This window comes from Paenibacillus amylolyticus, from assembly GCF_050990605.1.
GTDB classification, from domain to species: Bacteria; Bacillota; Bacilli; order Paenibacillales; family Paenibacillaceae; genus Paenibacillus; species Paenibacillus amylolyticus_H.
This window is the reverse complement of record NZ_CP158832.1, coordinates 1,447,578-1,468,544: the sequence shown is the minus strand read 5'-3', so window position 1 is coordinate 1,468,544 and position 20,967 is coordinate 1,447,578. Positions and strand designations below refer to the sequence as shown.

At 46.3% G+C, this 20,967-nt stretch carries 20 protein-coding genes; 5 read left to right on the top strand and 15 right to left on the bottom strand.

Annotated elements, in window-relative coordinates; all coding sequences use genetic code 11:
- Nucleotides 1–7: 7 nt before the first annotated feature.
- Entirely contained in the window at nucleotides 8–454 is a 447-nt protein-coding gene (locus tag ABTV53_RS06570; protein ID WP_433751760.1) for a hypothetical protein, read from the bottom strand.
- Nucleotides 455–830: 376 nt separating this feature from the next.
- Here ABTV53_RS06570 and ABTV53_RS06565 point away from each other — a divergent pair, with 376 nt between their 5' ends.
- Nucleotides 831–2,093 carry a hypothetical protein gene (locus ABTV53_RS06565; RefSeq protein ID WP_433751758.1) on the top strand — a complete coding sequence of 421 codons (1,263 nt, stop codon included), beginning with the start codon at nucleotides 831–833 and terminating at the stop codon, nucleotides 2,091–2,093.
- Between the two features lie 119 nt (nucleotides 2,094–2,212).
- On the opposite strand, the gene ABTV53_RS06560 is transcribed toward ABTV53_RS06565, so the two are convergent.
- From ABTV53_RS06560 to cysT, 4 genes are read right to left on the bottom strand one after another with little or no spacing between them, the layout of a single operon-like run.
- A complete protein-coding gene (locus ABTV53_RS06560; protein ID WP_433751756.1) occupies nucleotides 2,213–3,277 on the bottom strand; it encodes a sulfate ABC transporter substrate-binding protein in 1,065 nt (354 codons plus the stop codon).
- Between the two features lie 25 nt (nucleotides 3,278–3,302).
- Nucleotides 3,303–4,367: a sulfate/molybdate ABC transporter ATP-binding protein gene (locus ABTV53_RS06555; protein ID WP_036610770.1), complete on the bottom strand. Its 1,065-nt coding sequence runs from the start codon at nucleotides 4,365–4,367 to the stop codon at nucleotides 3,303–3,305.
- A gap of 1 nt (nucleotide 4,368) precedes the next feature.
- Nucleotides 4,369–5,166, bottom strand: coding sequence for a sulfate ABC transporter permease subunit (locus tag ABTV53_RS06550; RefSeq protein ID WP_433751753.1), 798 nt, complete (start codon nucleotides 5,164–5,166; stop codon nucleotides 4,369–4,371).
- On the bottom strand, nucleotides 5,163–5,978 hold the full coding sequence (cysT, locus tag ABTV53_RS06545) for a sulfate ABC transporter permease subunit CysT (RefSeq protein WP_145320373.1): 816 nt from the start codon (nucleotides 5,976–5,978) through the stop codon (nucleotides 5,163–5,165). The genes ABTV53_RS06550 and cysT overlap by 4 nt, the downstream gene beginning before the upstream one ends.
- A 345-nt stretch (nucleotides 5,979–6,323) precedes the next feature.
- On the opposite strand from cysT, the gene ABTV53_RS06540 reads away from it, so the two are divergent.
- Entirely contained in the window at nucleotides 6,324–6,725 is a 402-nt protein-coding gene (locus ABTV53_RS06540) for a secondary thiamine-phosphate synthase enzyme YjbQ (RefSeq protein WP_433751751.1), read from the top strand.
- Nucleotides 6,726–6,914: 189 nt separating this feature from the next.
- Here the strand turns inward: ABTV53_RS06540 and ABTV53_RS06535 are convergent, their stop codons facing one another.
- From ABTV53_RS06535 to tkt, 5 genes are all read right to left on the bottom strand, one after another.
- Nucleotides 6,915–7,517 carry a TetR/AcrR family transcriptional regulator gene (locus ABTV53_RS06535; RefSeq protein ID WP_017689980.1) on the bottom strand — a complete coding sequence of 201 codons (603 nt, stop codon included), beginning with the start codon at nucleotides 7,515–7,517 and terminating at the stop codon, nucleotides 6,915–6,917.
- 5 nt (nucleotides 7,518–7,522) lie between these two features.
- Nucleotides 7,523–8,155 (bottom strand): YigZ family protein, encoded by a 633-nt coding sequence (locus tag ABTV53_RS06530; RefSeq protein ID WP_036610785.1) that lies wholly within the window; start codon nucleotides 8,153–8,155, stop codon nucleotides 7,523–7,525.
- Nucleotides 8,156–8,331: 176 nt separating this feature from the next.
- Nucleotides 8,332–9,687, bottom strand: a complete 1,356-nt coding sequence (locus tag ABTV53_RS06525) for a glucose-6-phosphate isomerase (RefSeq protein ID WP_017689982.1) — start codon at nucleotides 9,685–9,687, stop codon at nucleotides 8,332–8,334.
- A 189-nt stretch (nucleotides 9,688–9,876) separates the two neighbouring features.
- Nucleotides 9,877–10,194, bottom strand: a complete 318-nt coding sequence (locus tag ABTV53_RS06520; protein ID WP_017689983.1) for a pyrimidine/purine nucleoside phosphorylase — start codon at nucleotides 10,192–10,194, stop codon at nucleotides 9,877–9,879.
- Between the two features lie 268 nt (nucleotides 10,195–10,462).
- On the bottom strand, nucleotides 10,463–12,505 hold the full coding sequence (gene tkt, locus ABTV53_RS06515; protein ID WP_433751748.1) for a transketolase: 2,043 nt from the start codon (nucleotides 12,503–12,505) through the stop codon (nucleotides 10,463–10,465).
- A 431-nt stretch (nucleotides 12,506–12,936) separates the two neighbouring features.
- Between tkt and ABTV53_RS06510 the strand changes: the two genes are divergently transcribed.
- Entirely contained in the window at nucleotides 12,937–13,413 is a 477-nt protein-coding gene (locus ABTV53_RS06510; protein ID WP_433751746.1) for a hypothetical protein, read from the top strand.
- An 81-nt stretch (nucleotides 13,414–13,494) separates the two neighbouring features.
- Here the strand turns inward: ABTV53_RS06510 and purU are convergent, their stop codons facing one another.
- Nucleotides 13,495–14,388 (bottom strand): formyltetrahydrofolate deformylase, encoded by an 894-nt coding sequence (purU, locus tag ABTV53_RS06505; RefSeq protein ID WP_433751745.1) that lies wholly within the window; start codon nucleotides 14,386–14,388, stop codon nucleotides 13,495–13,497.
- Between the two features lie 42 nt (nucleotides 14,389–14,430).
- Nucleotides 14,431–15,537 carry a deoxyribonuclease IV gene (locus ABTV53_RS06500; RefSeq protein WP_149846393.1) on the bottom strand — a complete coding sequence of 369 codons (1,107 nt, stop codon included), beginning with the start codon at nucleotides 15,535–15,537 and terminating at the stop codon, nucleotides 14,431–14,433.
- A 171-nt stretch (nucleotides 15,538–15,708) separates the two neighbouring features.
- Between ABTV53_RS06500 and ABTV53_RS06495 the strand changes: the two genes are divergently transcribed.
- Both ABTV53_RS06495 and ABTV53_RS06490 read left to right on the top strand, forming a co-directional pair.
- Nucleotides 15,709–16,176 (top strand): DUF2621 domain-containing protein, encoded by a 468-nt coding sequence (locus ABTV53_RS06495; protein WP_339259632.1) that lies wholly within the window; start codon nucleotides 15,709–15,711, stop codon nucleotides 16,174–16,176.
- Nucleotides 16,177–16,335: 159 nt separating this feature from the next.
- The gene (locus ABTV53_RS06490; protein WP_433751742.1) at nucleotides 16,336–17,247 is read left to right on the top strand and encodes a TIGR01777 family oxidoreductase; all 912 of its coding nucleotides are present in this window, start codon (nucleotides 16,336–16,338) and stop codon (nucleotides 17,245–17,247) included.
- A gap of 12 nt (nucleotides 17,248–17,259) precedes the next feature.
- Here the strand turns inward: ABTV53_RS06490 and ABTV53_RS06485 are convergent, their stop codons facing one another.
- From ABTV53_RS06485 to ABTV53_RS06475, 3 genes are all read right to left on the bottom strand, one after another.
- Complete coding sequence (locus ABTV53_RS06485; RefSeq protein WP_433751741.1) at nucleotides 17,260–19,041, bottom strand: DUF6382 domain-containing protein; 1,782 nt, start codon at nucleotides 19,039–19,041, stop codon at nucleotides 17,260–17,262.
- A 338-nt stretch (nucleotides 19,042–19,379) separates the two neighbouring features.
- Nucleotides 19,380–19,895 (bottom strand): A24 family peptidase, encoded by a 516-nt coding sequence (locus tag ABTV53_RS06480; protein ID WP_433754093.1) that lies wholly within the window; start codon nucleotides 19,893–19,895, stop codon nucleotides 19,380–19,382.
- A gap of 11 nt (nucleotides 19,896–19,906) precedes the next feature.
- The gene (locus ABTV53_RS06475; RefSeq protein WP_433751739.1) at nucleotides 19,907–20,938 is read right to left on the bottom strand and encodes a pilus assembly protein; all 1,032 of its coding nucleotides are present in this window, start codon (nucleotides 20,936–20,938) and stop codon (nucleotides 19,907–19,909) included.
- Between the last annotated feature and the right edge of the window lie 29 nt (nucleotides 20,939–20,967).

Here is a 20,967-nt window from a genome sequence, read left to right as displayed (position 1 = left end):
GCTCAATTTACACCAGCGCTCGCAGCTTCAAAGTAAGCTCCTGACCCGCAGGTACATCCTTCGATTCTGTAATGACCCAGTTCGATGCAAGCCGCTTCGCCAGCACTTCTGCCTGCTCCGGTTTCAACTGTAATCCGGTAACGACCCCTTCACCTACCGTAAAGTCTTTCTCTGGCTGTAGCCTAAAGGCCTTCTCCAACCAGATTCCGAGACCACCACGCGTGTTAAAGGTAATCCGGTACCCGTCTTTTACTGCTGCCTCCAAATTTTCACCATGCTCGTCCGCATACGAGAAAAATTCGTTATATCGGTATTCCTCTTCAGACACGGCGTCAAAAGCGGAAACATCTTTGGTTTGAATGGCATTTAAAATTTCTTCCTCGGGCATCCCCTTACCTCGGGCCTGCTCCAGTCGAATTGCTGTACTTTGGGATAATTTGATCTCTGCACTCATCCAACTCACACCTTCCTGCTAGTACTATGTAACAATCATGATTCAGTATACCTCTATTATAACCTTTTGGCAGTAAAAAGCCTCCATCTCTACTTCCATTGAAATGAAGATTGAGCTTCCGGTCTCAAGTTTACTTTCATTGTTTTGAAATAGTAACTATCATATTTAAATAGAACAAAATAAAATCATTTACAAGATATACAATTAAACCTAATATATAGTTGTCCGGACTTAGCTCAAATAATCACATTGTTAATACGGGAACTGTAAGCGGTCATTTAATAAATGTCTCAGGTTATGATTTTAGAACAAATGATGCTAAAGTAAGACTCCCTTCCCTGCTTCACTACTCTACAGGTCTACAGGGGGCTCAAACATGAATATGAAATATGGACGTAAATCTATTCATATCACATTAATGCTTACCTTATTGCTCACAGCATGTACCAATTCAACTCCAGCCAATCCAACTACAGATCAGCACATACCTAAAAAGCCATCTACTACATTGGAAACTGCACCTGAAACCAATTTACTAGACTCATCTCATGATCAAACTGCACCAGAACTGCCAGAGGTTAAACCCGACGTTGCATTCAAACTCCCCTTCAGAATGGATTCAGTGACCATCAAAAATGATGTTTTAGATCGTAATACCATCGTGGCTAGCTACAAAGATGACAACGACAGTGTCATTTTTAGCAGAGATTTTTCTACAACTGAATTAACCGAGATGGAGATCATCCAGTTTGACACGAAAAAGAATACGTATACTTCTCGCTACCGCGCTGCGAAAGGCATCATTATTAATACTCTGGTGTCTGTTGGAGACGACTTATTTTGGATAGAGAACACAGCTAACCCAACGGATAATAATACACCATGGCAAATTCTACGGATGAAGCGAGATGATCTTAAAGCAACACCTGTCGTTTTTGCCGAAGGCATTAGCGAAGATCAAATCGCCGTCCCCGTATTAAGATCTCATTATGATGAAATTAGCTGGATTGAGAAGAAGATTACCGATCACATTGTGAAGAGCGAGGCTTACATTTATAATGTGAAGACCGGGATCAGGACCAAGGTAGCCACACAATTGCTAAATGAACAAAAGAAGAATAACAGTGAAGGAATTTTCCTTGATATACAAAGACCTGTTAGTGAAGGATTATTGATACGACAAACGGTTTTTGAAAATAAAGGCGATAAAAATACAAAACAGTTTGACATTGTTATGTATCCCACAGACCAATCTGAACCTGAAGTTATTGTTAAAGATCGTGAAGAGATTTACGATTTTACAGCCAATGAGCAATGGATTGTATTAACAATGGAGAGTACTACCGAAATCTTAGATCGAAAAACGAAAAAACAGGTCTATTCCATTACCCACGATAGCTCTCTACTCGGTGGGTACTCACCTTTTTTATTTGGAAATCAACTTATCTACCACCAATCACCCTATATTATGGCTGTAGATTTAACCACAGGCAATAAGCAACGAGTAATTAAAAAAGAAGGAAGTTATACACCTATTACTAATTTCGGAGATAATCTCACCTTTACTCGCATGGAATATGAAAAGGATAGTACTCAAGCTGAATTATATTTTATGGACTTAAATCCAGAACAGCAATAATAGTGCTGTAAGAATAAATCCATAGCATTTTTGCTTTAACTCCCGTTCACGTAAATGGCCTCCCCATGGCTAGACATGATCTAACCATGAGGAGGCCATTTCAATGCTGTACGATTCCACTACAGCCCCGCCAGCACCTGATACCACACCCCGCGTTTGGAGTACAACGTACTGCGTACCTCGTCCCATCCACCCAGATAGTTGATATCAAATAATCCTTCCGGCATTGGGAATGTGGATTCCGTCTCTGCGAATACATCCGGATCTACCGAGCGGAAACCATGCTTGGCGAAAATGCGCTGTGCTTCGGGTGTACGCAGATATGCGACAAAAGCTTCTGCCAGTTCACGATTCCCATGTTTGTCGGCATATTTATTCACCACAACTGCCGGATTCTCAATCAGAATCGTATTTTTCGGAATGACGATGTCATAATCCACACCTTTGGCGATCCGGGCAAGCAATTCATTTTCATACGTGACGATAACATCACCAACACCATACTCGAATGCCGCCATTGAAGAACGACCACTCTTGTCCAATGATTCAACATTGCGATGTACCTGTTCGAGAAAAGCCTTGGCTGCGGCAGGATCTTTCTTCCCCTCTTGCTCCTCCGACAGTTTCAATCCGGCACCGTAAATGGCATTAATGTCCCATTGTGCGCCCCCGGATGTCTTTGGATTAGGGTAGAGCACTTTCACTCCCGGCTTGGTTAAATCCTGAAAATCATGAATGCCGAGCGGGTTTCCTGCTCTTGTGCCCAGCACAACAATCGAACGGGTAATCATGCCCTCATTCGGGGTCTGTTTCCAATCAGAGCTAACCAGATCGGCTTTGACCAGCTTGTCGATATCACTCTCCATCGCGAGCAAGGCCACATCAGCCTCAAATCCCCCAACGATAGCTCTTGCCTGTGTACCTGAAGCTTCATAGGACTCCTGGAAATTGATCGTCTGTCCGGTCTTCGCCTTCCACTCCTCCTGGAACTTGGGCAGCAATTCGCCTACAGCGTCTTTTGCTACACTATAAGCACCAATCACCAGCGTATTGGATGAATCGGTACCAGCGGGCTCGTGTTGTTCGCTTGACTCCTCCTGCTTGCTGCATCCAGCGGTCATGCAGACGAGCAGAAGCATGAGGGCAACATATAAAAGGTTGATTTTCTTCTTCCTCGTCTGCATGGGCAGCCCCTTTCTTCCACTTGATCTAAATCATCACCGGCATCGGATCTTCCTTCAGTCGGTTCTCAACGACCCAACTGTTGGAGTCATTGAACAGGTATGCACGGTGTACAAGGACGCGAATTTGTTGACCAATCTCTAAGGTCGTTTTCTCCAGGGAACGATATGTGATTAACTTATGCCCCTGTACGTCCACCTCCACCATCCATTCACTGCCGCGGAAATGAAGATGTTTGACTGTCCCTTTTTCCGTTGCAGACAGCATCGTGAACTCGTTTTTCAAACCGATCTCAATATACTCCGGTCGAATCAGCGCTTTGGTATGTTCACCCTCGACGGCATGTTCAAATCCTTTCAGCTGGGAAGCATCCTCCACAACCGTAGACTCTCCGATAAATGTAGCGACAAATGGTGTCTGCGGGTTTTTGTAGATATCCCAAGGTGTGCCCTTCTGTTCCAGACGACCCTGGCTGATAATCATAATCTCGTCCGCCACTTCAATCGCTTCATCCTGGTCATGTGTTACAAAGATCGAGGTGATTCCCACTCGCTCGATCAGCTCTCGCAACCATGAACGAAGTTCCTGACGGATCTTGGCATCAATGGCCGCGAACGGTTCATCCAGCAATAACAGCTGTGGCTCCGGAGCGAGTGCTCTGGCAAAAGCCACACGTTGACGCTGTCCACCAGACAACTGGTGTGGATAGCGTTGTTCGAAACCTTTTAACCCGGTCAGTTCAACAAGTTCCATAACCCGATCACGGATCTGGGCTTTTGGTGTCTTCTTGACCTTGAGTCCAAAAGCAATATTCTCAAATACCGTCATATGTTTGAACAGAGCATAGTTCTGGAATACAAATCCGATCCCACGCTCCTGTGGAGGCAGATGATTCACCACTTTTCCGTGAAAGCGAATCTCTCCGGAACCCGGATTCTCCAGTCCCGCAAGCATCCGCAGAATGGACGTCTTCCCGCCTCCACTTGGTCCAAGCAGACCGATTAGATGGCCTTTGGCAATATCGAACGAGACATCTTTTACCGCATGAAAATCACCGAAGTGTTTGTTCAGATCACGGACTTCTACATGCATATCAATGCACTTCCTTTCGCTTCTTGGCCCATTCCATCATCAGCAGCAGCAGGGCGGAGAAGGTGACCAGCACCAATGCCACACCATTTGCGGCAGCCACATTAAAATTCTCAACATCCTGATACACCAGCGTTGTTGCCGTCTGCGTTTTGTTCATAATATTGCCGGATACGACCAGCACTGCCCCGAATTCCCCGAGCGAGCGTGCAACCGTCAAGACAAGACCATACACCACCGCCCAGCGGATCGAAGGCCAGGTCACACTCCAGAATGTTCTCCAGCCGTAGGCACCCAGTGTGGATGCGGCCTCCTCTTGCTGTGAACCGAGTTCCTGCAGGACTGGCATAACCTCTCTGACCATCAGTGGGAAGGTAACAAATAACGTTGCGATCACCATACCCGGGAAGGCATAGACCACATTGAATCCAATCCCTTCAAAAAAAGCGCCCATAATGCTGTTAGGTCCCAACATCAAAACAATCATCAATCCGCCAATGACAGGTGATACCGCATAAGGCAGGTCTACAATGCTGTTCAGCAGTCCTCTTATCCGTTCACTCAACCATCCGGCACGAACCAGATATATGGCCATCATGATGCCAAACAATGTATTTAACAGGGTGACCACCAGTACAACCATTCCGGTCATCATCAAGGCGTGCAGCGCCTCCGGGCGCATCAGCCCTTTCAGGAATCCGCCTGCCCCATCTTCAAATGCACCGATAAAAATGCGTCCGAGCGGGATGATAATCAGTACAATAAATACCGCAAACGTCAGTCCGATTAACAGTCTTCTCATCGTCTTCTCCCCCGCATCTGCACCAGATTGATCAGCCAGAGGATCAGGAAGGAGAGCGTCAGAAGGATAACGGATACTGCAGCGGCTCCCGTTGGATTGTCACTTTCAATCTCCCCGTAGATGAATACGGAAGCCGTCAGTGTTCTGCCTGGAATGTTACCAGCCACCAGCACGACAGCCCCGAATTCAGCCAATCCTCTGGAGAAAGCGAGCATCCCCCCACTGATCATGCCAGGTGCCATGGAGGGCAGAATAACCTGCATGAACGTGCGAGCCTTGGATGCCCCCATCGTGTACGAGGCCTCTTCCTCGGAAGGATCAATTTCTTCCAGCAAGGGCTGCACTGCACGGATCACAAATGGAAACGTGACAAAGGTCATCGCGATAACAATGGCGGGCTGATGGAATACAATCTCGAACCCCATGGATTCAGCCAATTTCCCGATGGCACTGACTGGACCCAAAAGTAGCATAATCATCAAGCCGCCCACCGCTGTTGGCAGTGCAAACGGGAGATCGACCAGACTGTTGAGAAACGACCTGCCGACAAAACGATACCGTGTTAACACCCAGGCGATCATCGTGCCCAGAACTACATTAATCAGCGTGGCGATCACGGCCAGTCGAATGGTCAACAATACAGCTTTCCACGCGATTGGGTCCATAATGCTCTGAACAAAGTTGCTCCATCCTTCGGAGAAGGAATTGACGTACACACCGATGATTGGAAGTACAATAAGTACGATAAAATATAACAATACGGTACTGCGGAATCCCCAAGTCCATCCTTTATGACGAAGAACGGTATTCATTGCTGCGTTCCCTCCCAGCCTCCGGCTTTAGCTCCGGTCGGCAGTCTTCCTGGTTTCAATACGACATTTTTCCTAAGTTGGATGATATTACTTTACATTATTCCCATTAGTCTACTTGGTTTTGCTTTTCTGATACTTTACCAGTTTGCAGTGCTAATCGTCAATGCTTTTATTAAATATAATTGGGTCACCTATGAGATCGATTGATAAATGTTTCTTCAGGTTATTTCTGACCTCTCCGTTATTGTGCGATTCACATATTTGTCTTCATATGTGGTTTGTTTGGTATGTAGTGGTTAAGGTACAATCGAGGGTATGAACAGAGATGATAAGGAGTGATCGAACATGTTATATACGAAGAATATATCCACCTCCACACGAGATGAAATGAAGGATATCACACGGGACGTGAAGCATGCGGTCCAGAGTAGCGGGGTCCAGAATGGGACGGTTCTCATCTACTGCCCACATACGACAGCGGGTATTGCCATTAACGAAAATGCAGACCCCGATGTGAAACACGATGTCTTGTTGCGTTTGGACGAAGTGTACCCTTGGGAGCATCCCGAGTATCGACATGCCGAAGGCAACACAGCCTCTCACCTCAAATCGATCACAACAGGGCCATCACAGACGGTGATTATTCACAAGGGCAGACTGCTGCTTGGCCGCTGGCAAGGCATTTACTTTTGCGAATTTGACGGACCACGTGAGCGGGAATACTTTCTCAAAATCATGGAAGGCTAGCGTCAGTCCAATAGAGACCGACCTACTCATTCATTTTTGCAAACACAAACAGGCGGTCCACCCTCATTTCGGGTCGGAGCCGCCTGACTTGGTCTTTGGCGCGTACTAACTTTCGCGAGATAACGTTATAAAGAATTAAAGTTATGACAAATCACCGCCCTGAAGTGTAGGGGTGCGACAATAGCGCCATTATTGGACGCCAGGCTGCTGACCCAGATTGCGGCACAGCACTTTGACATGAGACAGCGCAGACGATTCAATCTCCACAAACGTTAAACGGTCCTGAATGTAATAAGAAATGAATCCGTGCATAGCCAAAAATAGCGTACGCGGTACCCTTTGAATATCCTCTTCCGTACAATTCTCTTCATTCATGTACTGCCTTATAATGGATGCAAACAATTCGAAGCACCGTCCCTGTTCGGTACGACAATAAGACAACAATTCTTCGTCCCTGATCATAAACATAATTTCGTATTGATATGGGTTCTCCAGACCAAAGCGAATAAACTCCATCATGATGTGCTCTACCTTGCTCACATCATCACGAACCGGCCTGACCATGGCCTGCAGCAGCAAATGCCCCAGATGATTGAAATCTTCAACCACGATGGCATAGAACAGCTCTGCCTTTTCCTTAAAGTGATAATACAGCGACCCATGACTATAGCCTAGATGCTGGCCGATGCTTCGCATCGAAATGGCGCGGTATCCTTTGGTAATAAAAAGGTGCCTCGCCGCCTCCAGTATCCGCTCCCTCGACAACTCCTGTTCGACTGCTCTTCTAGCCATATATTTTATTCCCCTTCAATAAAATAAAGCCGCTGTCCCTCCGTGATCCGGGATTGCCCTTGCGTCAAATCCGTGATCCAGGCTACAAATGCCTCGGTTTCACTATCCGGCGGAAGACAAGTCAACGTAACCTTATCGGTGAATCCAGTTTCACCTGTACGGACTTCCCGGCTCCTTAACTCATTTTCCACTTTACCCAGCCACGTATAATCCAGTTCAACAAATACTTCACGATGCAGCACGTTGGTGATGGCTTCTCCGGCTTCAATGGCTGCTACAGCTCCATCCGTATAAGCGCGAATTAATCCACCAGCTCCGAGCATAATTCCCCCGAAGTATCGTGTAACTACAATTGCCACATTTTTTAATTTCTGATTTTTGATCACTTCAAGAATGGGTTTCCCTGCTGTTCCACTGGGCTCCCCGTCATCGGATTGTTTCTGGATCTCGTCCCGCTCCCCAATCATGTATGCAGAGCAGTTATGAGTCGCATTCCAATGTTTTTTCTTGATCTCATCGATGAAGGCAACAGCCTCTTCCTCTGTCGTGACCGGCATAATATGACCGATAAATCGCGACTTCTTGATTACAATTTCCAGATTGCCCGGTCCTCGAACCGTGCGATAACGTTCAATCATCCTAAATCCAACTTTCTGATCTTTTCCTGAGTCCATTTTACAAGAAAGCAGTTCACCGCGCGAACGCGGACGAACTGCCCTGGTTATCTACATCCGGGAGCCCTGCATCTTACATAAACAGTGATTCCCGGATCGATTAACATTACCTTATTCAACTATATGAGCAGACCGATGAATTATTCGGAAAGTCTCGCTTCGAGCGCTGCTTTCTCTTCTTCAAAGCCTGGTTTGCCCAGCAATGCGAACATATTTTTCTTGTAAGCTTCCACGCCTGGTTGGTCAAATGGATTGACGCCCAGCAAGTAGCCACTGATACCGCATGCTTTTTCAAAGAAGTATACCAGATATCCGAAAGAATATGGAGTCATATCTGGAATGTTCACAATCAGGTTTGGTACTTGACCATCTGTATGTGCAAGCAGAGTTCCCTGGAACGCTTTTTTGTTAACAAAGTCCATCGTTTTGCCTTCAAGGAAGTTCAATCCATCCAGATCGTCCGGATCGGATTTGATGGAGATATGCTCTGCAACTTCAGTAACCTGAATAACCGTTTCGAAGATATTCCGGCTACCTTCCTGAATGAATTGACCCATGGAGTGCAAGTCTGTAGAGAAATCAACAGATGCAGGATAGATCCCTTTGTAGTCTTTACCTTCACTCTCTCCGAATAACTGTTTCCACCACTCGGATACGAAGTGCAGGGATGGCTCATAGTTTACGAGAATCTCCGTGCCTTTGCCCTTACGATACAATGCGTTACGAACAGCTGCATATTGATATGCTTCATTCTCAGCTACGTTCGGGTTGCTGTATTCCTTGGATGCGTCAGCCGCACCTTGCATCATTTCTTCGATGCTGATACCAGCTGCTGCGATTGGCAGCAAACCTACAGCCGTCAGAACGGAGTAACGTCCACCTACATCATCCGGGATAATGAAAGATTCGTATCCTTCTGCATTTGCCAGTTCTTTCAGTGCACCACGTGCTTTGTCTGTTGTAGCATAGATGCGTTTGCGAGCTTCTTCCTTGCCATATTTCTCTTCCAGTGCTGCACGGAAGATACGGAAGGCAATGGCCGGCTCTGTTGTAGTGCCGGATTTGGAGATGACATTTACGGAGAAATCTTTGCCTTCAACCAGATCCAGCAAGTGAGTTACATAGGTGGAACTGATATTGTTTCCTGCAAAATAGATTTCAGGTGTTTTGCGTTTGTCTTTTGGCAGATTGTTATAGAACGAGTGTGTCAGCATTTCAATCGCTGCACGTGCACCCAGGTATGATCCACCGATACCGATAACGATCAGTACTTCGGAGTCGCTTTGGATTTTGGCAGCTGCTTTTTGAATGCGTGCGAACTCTTCTTTGTCATAAGCCGTCGGCAGGTCAATCCAGCCCAGGTAATCGGAGCCTGTTCCTGTTCCGTTGTGAAGCTGCTCGTGAGCCAGACGAATCGGTTCAGCGAAATAGTCCACTTCGTGCTGATTTACGAATTGCAAAGCCGTACTATAGTCAAATGTCACTTTTTTTGCCATGATCTCAAAAACCTCCTGATTTCGGTTATATTATTTCCGTATCCGTATTCCATTCTAAACAACTTGCCTTAAGGATACTTCAAATCCACGGGGCTGACAAGCTTGCAGCCCGAACTTTGTCGTTAGAATTCAAGAAGCAAAAAGGGTAAACCGAATCCGCGGGTTGCGGTTCTGCTTACCCTTCTTATGTTATTCCGCCGGGTACGAGCAGACGTAGTCAGTAACGCTGCGTATCTCCAGTTTAAATTTGGATTCGGCAGGCACGTGAAACGTAGCTTGACCTTGAATCTCTTGCCACTCTTCTTCTCCAGGAAGCAATACTTTCAGATCTCCGGACAGAATCTCCATAATTTCACGGGAATCCGTACCGAATTCATAACTGCCTGGAAGCATGATGCCCAGAGTCACTTTGCTGCCATCCCCCAAAATAACCGTTCTGCTGGTTACCTGACCATCATAATAAATGTTGGCCTCTTTCACTACACTGACTTGATCGAATTGTGACATGCGTACCCGCTCCCCTGAAGTTAATGAAAACAAAAGGCAAAACAGATCAGGGCGATAACGAGTCACCGCCCATGTTCTGCGGAAATAACTTGCTGCCATGAATCAGGACAGCATGAAGCTCTCCCGACCATAGCAGCGCTTATGAAGCTATAAGTGCGTGTTCAAAAAGTCAGGTTTTCAGTACTTTTCGGCTGAATCCCATCTTCGACGCTGAGGATGCCGTGAGGCATCCTTCGTAATCAAAAGCAGACTTTTTGAACAATCTCTATTACAGCAATGCTTTTACGCGGCTAACCACGTTATCCACTGTAAAGCCATACTCTTGGATAACACGGTCGCCAGGCGCGGATGCACCAAATGTGGTGATTCCGAGAATGTCACCTTGATCGCCAACATATTTCTCCCAGCCCATTGGATAAGCCATTTCAATCGCAAGACGAGCTTTAACATCCGGAAGAAGAACGGACTCTCTGTAAGCTTTGTCTTGTTTCTCGAACAGATCCCAGCTTGGCATGCTGATTACGCGAACTTGGATGCCTTGTTCTGCAAGTGCTGCTTGAGCTTTAACAGCCAATTGCACTTCAGAACCTGTAGCGATGATTTGTGCTACCGCTTTGCCATCTTTTGCATCAGAGACAACATAAGCACCTCGTTTCACGTTCTCACGTGAACCTTCAACGGTACCTTCGAGGATCGGCAGGTTTTGACGAGTGAGTACGAGTGCAACCGGGTTGCTCTTGTTCTCAAGCGCGTAAGCCCAAGCAGCCGAAGTTTCATTACCATCAGCTGGACGAATAACTGTCAGATTAGGAATGATACGCAGGGATGCCAATTGCTCGATCGGTTCGTGTGTAGGACCGTCTTCACCAACAGCGATACTGTCGTGAGTCAGAACATACGTTACAGGCAATCCCATCAGTGCTGCCAGACGAACAGCTGGACGCAGGTAATCGGTAAATACGAAGAACGTACCTCCGAATACTTTCACACCACTGTGCAGTGCCATACCGTTCATTGCTCCAGCCATACCGAATTCACGGATACCGAAGTAGATGTTACGACCGGAGTAATCTTCAGGTGTGAAGTTCTCCAGGTTGTTCAAGTGAGTCATTGTGGAGCTTTCCAAGTCAGCAGATCCACCTGTCAGTTGTGGCACGTTGTGCGCCAGACCATTCAGAGCGTTACCGGATGCTACACGAGTGGAAAGAGCTTTGTCTGTTGCTGCATATTTAGGAAGATCACGGTCCCAACCTTCTGGAAGGTCGCCGTTAATCGCTGTTTCGAATTGAGCTGCCAGCTCAGGGTATGCTTTTTTGTACTCGGCAAATTTCTCGTCCCAAGCTTTGTTAGCAGAGATACCACGATCTTTTACTTGTGCGAAGTGATCGCGAACTTCAGCTGGTACGTGGAAGTTTTCTTCGTAAACCCACTTGTAATACTCTTTAGTCAATTTGGCTTCGTCTGCACCCAGTGGAGATCCGTGAGTACCGCCGTGGCCGCCTTTACCTTGTTTGTTCGGGCTACCATAACCGATAACCGTTTTAACTTCGATCAGTGTAGGACGCAGTGTATCTGCTTGACCTTCCTGAATTGCTTTTTCAATTGCAGGCAGATCGTTACCATCTTCAACACGCAGCACTTGCCAGCCATAAGCTTCAAAACGCTTCGCGATGCTTTCGGAAGAAGACAGATCCAATTTACCATCAAGCGTGATGTCATTGGAGTCGAACAACATGATCAGTTTGCCCAGGTGCAAACGTCCAGCCAGGGAAGCTGATTCATGAGATACGCCTTCCATCAAGTCGCCATCACCACAGATTGCGTAAGTGTAGTGGTCAACGACGTTGAACTTGTCTTTATTGTATGTTGCGCCCAGTTGAGCTTCAGCCATTGCCATACCTACAGCCATTGCAATACCTTGACCCAGTGGGCCGGTAGTTGCATCAACACCTGCAGTATGTCCGAATTCCGGGTGACCCGGTGTTTTGCTTCCCCATTGACGGAACTGTTTCAGTTCTTCCATTGGAAGATCATATCCGTTCAGGTGCAGCAAGCTGTACAGCAACATGGAGCCATGTCCTGCAGACAGGACAAAGCGGTCCCGGTTAACCCAAGTTGGGTGGTCCGGGTTATGAGTCATCGTTTTTGCAAAAAGTTGGTACCCCATTGGAGCGGAGCCCATAGGCATACCCGGGTGTCCGGAATTTGCCTTCTCAATTGCATCAATCGCCAAAGTACGTACGGTCGTAATCGACAGGTTGTCGATTGTAGTATTCTCGTCCTTTTGAATCGCTTCGTTCTTGTCAGTCATGGTTTGTCCTCCTCATGTCTTTAGATAAGTCGGGTGCGCAAGCGAATCCCTCTCATCATACAAGCAAACCGAATTTCACAATAAGTGAATCCGCTTGAGTGTTTCATTTTGACTTATTCACTTTTGTATTGTATCACTTGGCGTGAAGCTTTTCCATAACCTTCTTTGAGAAGTTCATGAAAAATCGGTAATTTGTGATGAATAATCCTTGGCCTATCAAGCAAAAATCGTATCAGGACAAGGCATTAAATTCCATAAACAGACCTATTAAGCCTCGCAAATCCATCGCATGAAGTATAACCTTTAACACGAAAACCATACACTTTTTAGATATCCAAGTTAAATTTACATAACATATCCTGAATATGGATTCGAAAGCGGGACTGTGGTTTACTTTTCAAAGTAAGCATCAATCATAGGAGGTTGTTATCATGTCTGTACCCGCTGCTCCCCCTACTAGGTACTCAAATCGTTCATTACCCTGGTTCCCGGGCATTTTAACAGGTATGGTTTCGGGCGTTGTCCTTGGTTTCTTTCTCAAAACAATTCAGTTTTACACTGATGAAAAGGTATATACCCTACTTCTGAATATTGATTTTGTGCCTGGTCTTCCACCAACCTTGCCTGAATTCATTGAATTTTCTCTGCATCTAGTTGTGTCCGTTGTAATCGGCATCTTCTATGTGTGGTGGGTACAGCGTAAAGGGCATCCCCTGTTCAAAGGAGTTTTGCTCGGTGCCGCCTCATCCCTGCTCTACATTCCACTCTCTCCGTTGTCATCACGCGTGCCAGATCTGTACGATGTAGCGGCCATCCTCTACTGGATTGTTGGTCATCTGTTGTTTGGTATCGTGCTTGGCTTATGCGGAAAATATATCAATACCAAAAAAGCGACTCCCTTTTCGTAAACGAAGAGGGGTCGCATTTTTATTAGGCTATAGTCTATTGCGTGGTTCCGAATCAACCTTGCGCAGTATTAAAGCATGAGCTTAAAATACAACGGTTTTATTCTCATGAACGAGAACACGGTCTTCGACATGCCATTTCACGGCACGTGCAAGTACAACACGCTCAATGGTACGTCCAATACGCTTCAGCTCGGTTACATCGTCCCCGTGGCTTACACGCTGCACATCCTGTTCAATAATTGGGCCGCCATCCAGTTCTTCCGTAACATAGTGCGCTGTCGCACCGATAATTTTGACACCACGGTTGTACGCCTGCGCATACGGTTTACCACCCACAAAGGCTGGCAGAAACGAATGGTGAATATTAATGATTCGATTACGGTAGTGCTCAATGAACATGGGAGAGATAATCTGCATGTAACGAGCCAGAATGATCACATCCACATCATTGCCAATGACGTCAAGTTGACGCTGTTCTGCTTCTTTTTTGGTATCTGCTGTAACCGGAATATGATGATATGGAATGCCAAATGATTCTACATAGTCCTTCATGTCTAAGTGGTTGCTGACGACAAGCGCAATATCAGCATCCAGGTCGCCTGCCTGCCATTGCCACAACAATTCAACCAGACAGTGATCTTCTTTGGATACAAAGATAGCCAGTTTCTTCTTGCGGCTGACCGCAGATAACGTCCATTCCATCTGGAAACGGCTTGCCACTTCTGCAAAGTCTGCTTCCAGTTTCGGCAGGTTGTGGAGCAATTGCGGAAGATCAAACTCAATCCGCATAAAGAACATGCCGCCAGCAGGGTCCATGGTGTACTGGTCCGACTGAACAATATTTGCACCATGCTGGTGCAGGAAATGAGACACTGCAGCAACAATTCCAGGACCATCCGGGCAGGAAATGAGCATGCGCGCACGTTCGGCGCGGTTTTTAGAATCAGGGCGTACTTGTTTAGCGTGGATCTCCATCGGGTTATTCTTCCTCCTTCAATTAAGCCATGACCTGCGGGGTTAACCCGCAAGCCATGCAATCAAGCGATGATTCAGTTGTTCTTCATTCAAATGCGGGAACAAAGCCGCTTCAGTCACCATGTCATAGAGGCGTTCCAGCGGTTCGCGCGGATCTGCCTTTTTGGCTTTGGCATCATTTTTGAGCAATGTCCACACATCCAGAATATATGAACGGGACTCAATCTCTTTACCTTTGAAAAAGTGTTGCAACTGTTCTACTTCTGTCAGGAATTCCTGGCCAAATCGACCAGCAACATCCCCACGAAGCAGGGCAATCTCCACCTCATACATTGGACGCTGTGTCTTGGCCTCTTTGCCAATCCAAGGTGTCTCCAGAATAAATGGACGTCCTTGAAGCTTCTCATGGTTGACGATGCGGTTAATCGCCTCAAACCCGATCCAGCCAGAGCCAATGGGTGTATGACGGTCCTTGTGCGCACCCACAGCATTCTTACTATCATTAATATGCATTACGGCAATGCGGTCAAGTCCCACCGTGCGATCAAATTGTTCCAGTACACCGTCAAAATCGTTAACGATATCGTATCCGGCATCATGAATGTGGCATGTATCCATACACACAGTCAGGCGCTCGTTATACGTTACTTTCTCAATAATCTGGGCGATCTCTTCGAAACTGCGACCCATCTCCGTACCTTTGCCAGCCATGGTCTCCAGAGCGATGTTCACATCTGTCTCTTTCACACCTTCCAGCACTTCATTCAGTCCTTCTGCGATCCGTCCGATCCCATAGTGGGCATCTTTGTCTGTAAATGCACCAGGATGTAATACGATGTTTTTGACACCAATCGCATGTGTACGACGGATCTCTTCCTGAAGGAAATCTACAGCGAGTCTATACGTGTTGTCTTTGTATGAACCAAGATTGATGATGTACGGTGCATGGACAACGATATCTTCCATTCCACCCTCTTGCATGGCAAGTTTGCCTTCTTCAATATACATGGATTCAATTGGCTTGCGACGTGTATTCTGCGGTGCACCCGTATATATCATAAACGAACTGGAACCGTACGAGGACGCTTCCTTCGTTGCACTCAATAATCCCTTGTCCGAAAAGGACACGTGGGAGCCGATTTTCAGCATTATTGATCCCCCTTCATCTGAATTATCCCTTATTCTAACGCGATTATCGAAATAAATCTAGAAATGCGCTATAATTCGGGATAGAGGCTATTTTTGACAACTCATATTATGGAACATGGGCAGGCGGAATCCGCCTTTCCGTGAAAATCAATGAACCGAGGTGACTCCGCAATGATTTTCGACTCCTACACGATGATACTGACCAGCAGTTCCCCCAGCAACTGGTTTATGAATACGATCGCATTCTGGACTTTTTTATTGCTTGGCAGCATGTGTATCGGTGGATTTTTCATGATGCGCAAATTTTTGAAAGTGCTACCAAAAGCAGACGGAAAGTCCAAACTGGATTGGCAAAATTATTGGGTGGAAACCAGCCGTCACTTGTGGACGGATGAAGCCAAAGCTTTTTTGGATCAGCTCGTGGAGCCTGTACCTGGGCCATTTCGTGACATCGCTAAACATTCGATCGCTGCAGAGATCGGTAAAATTGCAGTTGAAGACAACGCCACGGAAGTATCGAGAGATCATTGCATCAAAGGATACATTATTGCCACACCTAAGCGGGATAATAAGTTTTTGGTAAAATTTTTGGAGAAAAACAAAATCGATTATTCCCCTTATCAACATTTGATTAAATAAAATAAAAGATGAGTTAAATGGCATATAGATTTGGTTAATTAGATACAGATATGCTCCGTCAGGTAAGTTGTTCTCAACAGGCATTGCTTACCGTACGGGGCTGTTTGTCGATTCAACGGTATATATCAGCGCAGTGAAAATACAGAGAGGATGTTTGATATGAAAATTGCCATTTGTGGGGGTACCGGATTTGTAGGAGGAGCACTTGTAGATTATTGGCTGCAAGCCGGGCACCATGTGAAAGTTATTACACGAAAACTGCCTGACTTGCATAATCCAAGTAAAAATCTTACATATATTTCGTGGGAACAAGTCGAAGAACAACCTCACTTGCTGGAAGGTATGGACGCTCTCGTTAACCTTGCCGGAGAAACGCTGAATCAACGCTGGACAACCAGGGCGAAGCTGGAGATTGTTGAATCCAGAGTCACGACCGTAGCGCGGGTAGCCCGATTGGTAGAAACCCTGAAGCAAAAGCCGGAAGTGGTCGTTCAGGCTTCTGCCATGGCCATCTATGGAACCTCCCCTAACGAAACCTTTGACGAGAACAGTCCGCAAAAATCAATGAATTTCCCGTCTCGGGTCTCGGAACAATGGGAAGTTGCTGCAGATGCAATCAAAAATGTAAGACTCGTTAAAATTCGGGTAAGTTTAGTACTCGGACATAAAAAAGGTGCATTTCCATTGATGAAACTCCCGTATATGTTGGGTTTTGGCGGCAAGATCGGCAGTGGCAAGCAATGGACCAGCTGGATACACATTATGGATATCGTAAGACTCATTGATTTTACCATTCAGAATAAACAAGTGTCGGGTCCGGTCAATGCTTCCTCCCCGAATCCGGTTACCAATGATGAATTTGGTCGTACGGTCGGCAAGGTCTATCATCGCCCACACTGGTTCCCCGTACCCGGTTTTTTGATCAAAACCGTAGTTGGAGAGCTGTCCGTTGTTCTGCTTCAGGGGCAGAAAGTCATTCCGCGAAAAGCACTCGACCACGGATTCCAATTCACCTTCCCTACCTTAACACAGGCACTGGAAGATCTGAAGCATCGCGGCTTATCTGACTGATTGAACTATGTCTTATCCAACCGACCGATAAGTGTAGACTGATTCCGCAAGTGTAAATGTGTCTCCATCCGCCAATGGATACTCCTTATACGGAGCAAGAATATCGCCCTGAAGAATGGTTCCATTGACGGAACCCAGATCCTTAATCACATAGCCCGATTTGTTCCGGCTCAATTCCACATGAGCACGGGACACGCCGGTCGCTGTGTCCACCCACTGAACCATGTCTGCCGATCTTCCGATGACAAAAGATGTACCTTGTACATCCATCCGTTCATGTTGGTCACTGCTTCCAGATCTTCGTTCAAGATAATAAGACGCCATCACCGGGCTTTCCCCTGTAAAGTTACCTTTAGCCAGATTCTGCAAATTCACGGTTGCTTCTGCAACTGCGTCATGTCGAATTAGCTCTGAAGTTGAAACTGCCGTTTCCAAATGGCGCTGAACGAACGGTGGTTCGGAATGTTCAGGTGTCATATGCAGACTTTGGTAGCGGGAATGCTCGCTCCCACCTTCCGAGGCGGATGCAACCGTTTGGTTTACACGTTCCTCCTTCCTATCAGCTGTATTCCAGCGCCAACTTTCCTGAAATGGTTCCTCTTCATCTTCGGTTTGCTTCCCTTTATGCTTACCTAAATTGAATGAAAAAGACCGCTTGTTCTCAGCGTCATTCTGAGAATTCCCCTTGCGCTTCCACGTCCATCCTGCTACACCAAGCAAGCCAAGGCTTAGTAACATGCACAGGATCATCTGCATCTGTCCCGGTTGCTCCATGTAAATAAATCTCCATACCAATGCCATCGCAACCATGCAGCCCAGTATGATATAGGTTACTTTGGAAGTTCCGGGCTTTTCCTCTACTTCCATATCAACAGCCTCTATCGAATCAGAAGCATACGTGTTACTTCGTCTTTTATCCAAGCTGTTTAAGCTCTCTAATGAAGATTGCTCAGGTGAGCGCCTGCCTGAAAAGGTTCGAGATCTCACCGGAAAGTCTTCCACTACGGATTCACTTGTTTTCTTCTGCGTCTGACGAAAATTTAGCCCAGGCTCCACAGCAGCGTTTTGAACAGGAGCACCGGGTTGATATGGCCGAAAATTACCAAGGGCTGGCCTGCTATCTCGCTCAGGAATCGACGAATGAAGATCACCTCTTGAAGCATCGAAGGTTTCCGAAGTTCTGGACGAGAGAAATGCTGCGCTTCCTCCATTCTCTTGCTCGTCAGCATATAATTCCAGCAGAAGCTCTCGCAACTGTCTGATATCCCAACGTTCGTTGTCACATAACTGCAGAACACGCTGAATGCCTTCTCCCTGCAGTTCCTGTACATGTGCCATCAGCCTGATCACAAGCTCACGGAATTGCTGAGGCGTTGGATCAACTTCAACTGTATCCATGATTGGTACATAGACCATCCCAAGCTCACCCTGTTCGAATGAACCGTTGATGAACAAGTACTCTTCCTGGATCAATAATTTACGTGGCTCCAGCATATATTGTCGGCATTCCGTAAAGGCATCAGCTAGTTGGAACAGCAAACCATACAGAACACGCAATTTGATTTTGCTTGACTTTAGCATCTGAGATAACATTTTGTACCCTGATATGTCGTACTGCAAAGTTACATTTCGATCGACTTCCCGAATATGAACAGGAAGAAGTCGCGGAATCTGATTGGACGACAACATCCCCATTTGTACCCGGCTCAATTCCTCCATTCGCAAGCCGTCCTCTTTCTCCAAAACCATAAACGCTCCGCCGTTACGAATAAAATCTCTCGTTAATCCATACATGCCAATCCTCTCTTTCCGTTGCTGTATAGGTTCAACTAAAGAAAGTTACACTGGGCACTACGATGACGGAACAACCTTCCGATCGCTGTTATCCCCAGATTTCTTGATTCCCTTCTATAAAGGGAGAAATCCGGGGATAAAGGCGAAGCACATGCTTCCGATGCAGCTTTCTTTCAGAAAGCTTTTAGCTCCGCTTCTTCAGGTTTTTTCCGTCCTCTCCGTTCATGTGTAAAAAGTTTAGTTGATATAAGTTGAGTTACAATATGATACACTCTGCCACTCCAATTGTAGTGCTATCTTCGATCACTGTTATCTTAACGTTTTCCAGACTCCTGATATCAAGGGAAGAGTCCTGAGACAAGCACAGTGATAAATCCAGGTAACACCGCCAGCATAAATGGAAACTTCAATGTCTTCTCTTTATTCAGCAACTTGAGGGAACCCAACATGAAGAACCCCGCAAGATTTCCTGCCATGCCTCGAATCCGTTTCGCTGAGTCCTTGCGGAATAGAAGTATCAATAAACCAATGGCTCCTGCATACAAAACGGAATAAATAATCACATGAATGCCAAAAGCAAATCCCGTCCATGCGCCAATCCCACCAAACAATTTCACATCTCCTGCCCCTACTGCGCCAATCGCATACATCAGAAACAAAATACCAAAACCTGCTGCAAATCCAGCCGCTGAGAACAAGAAACCATCCCAACCTGCCCATATGATGTGGGCCAATACGCCTGCAACCGTCACGGGTAAAGTCAATCGATTTGGAATCTTCATGGAACGAATATCGGTAATAAAAGCTGCAATAACGTATATGCAACAGGCAATATAAAACCACTCCACCTCCATCATCCCCTTCCTTATTTTCTGGAGGCCACGGTAAACGTAGTCTCCGTCTTGGCACCGTCCCCTGTCTCGACAACAAAACTCCATGTTCCTTCTGTTGTCCGAGTGCCAACAAACCAGGTCCATTCAATTATTCCATTCTCATCTGCGGTGGCCCATCCGATGTGTTTCGCAGAACTTTCACCTGACTTGTAAAATATCGTTAAGTTGGCGGTCGCTCCTGGTTCTACCTTCACCTTGATCGTTGCATTGTTGCCTATGTATGCCGGGTCAGGCTTCGACAGTACCGTTGCTGAACCCGCAGTATCCTCGTCTCCTGCACTGCTATCTGATCCTTCTCCGGTATCTCCAATCCATACCCGTTCTGCCGCAGCAGCCTGTATCCGAAGCGGTTTACTGAGAAATGGGACTTTTATAGGTAATTCATAACTCAGTTCAAGTCGGAAATATGGATTTGTTTTGTTTTTGAGATCAGGTATCGAAATACCATTCACATGAACACGCTCCATATTCAGCAGCGTTGGCTCGATAAATGGTTGAAGCAGCGGTTTTACCGTGGGATCAAGTACGGTTTCCAAGACGGATGTCTTGATCTCCTGTAGTGGTTGTTCACCACTGGCCGCTGCTGAACGTACCCAATCACTTAATGGCTCGGGCAGAGAAGAAGCATAACCTTCTGCCCATTCCGTCAGAGACAACTCCGGTATCTTCCACCCTCCTCCAGAGCCTTCACCTCCGGCAGAATCAGAAGGTGTGAATGCAAGGGAAACGGGATATATTTTCGTTGATAACTGCTTTACCGCTTCTCCTGCTGTGCTCTGCAGCGCTGTGGAGATTAGAGTCATTTGCACAATGAAGATGAGAAACATGATAAAAAACAGAAAAACAGGTAAGACCAGTGATGCTTCCAGCACCATGCTGCCCTGTTCCTTTTTCGGAGAACATATCCGCTTATTCAGAGACTTCAAACGTTGCAATCTGATTATTCTGGTTAAACGAATTTGTAATTGTGTGCTTTCTTTTTCATATTGTTGCTGCTTATCCATAATCCCTCCACCGAAACGATCCTGATCAT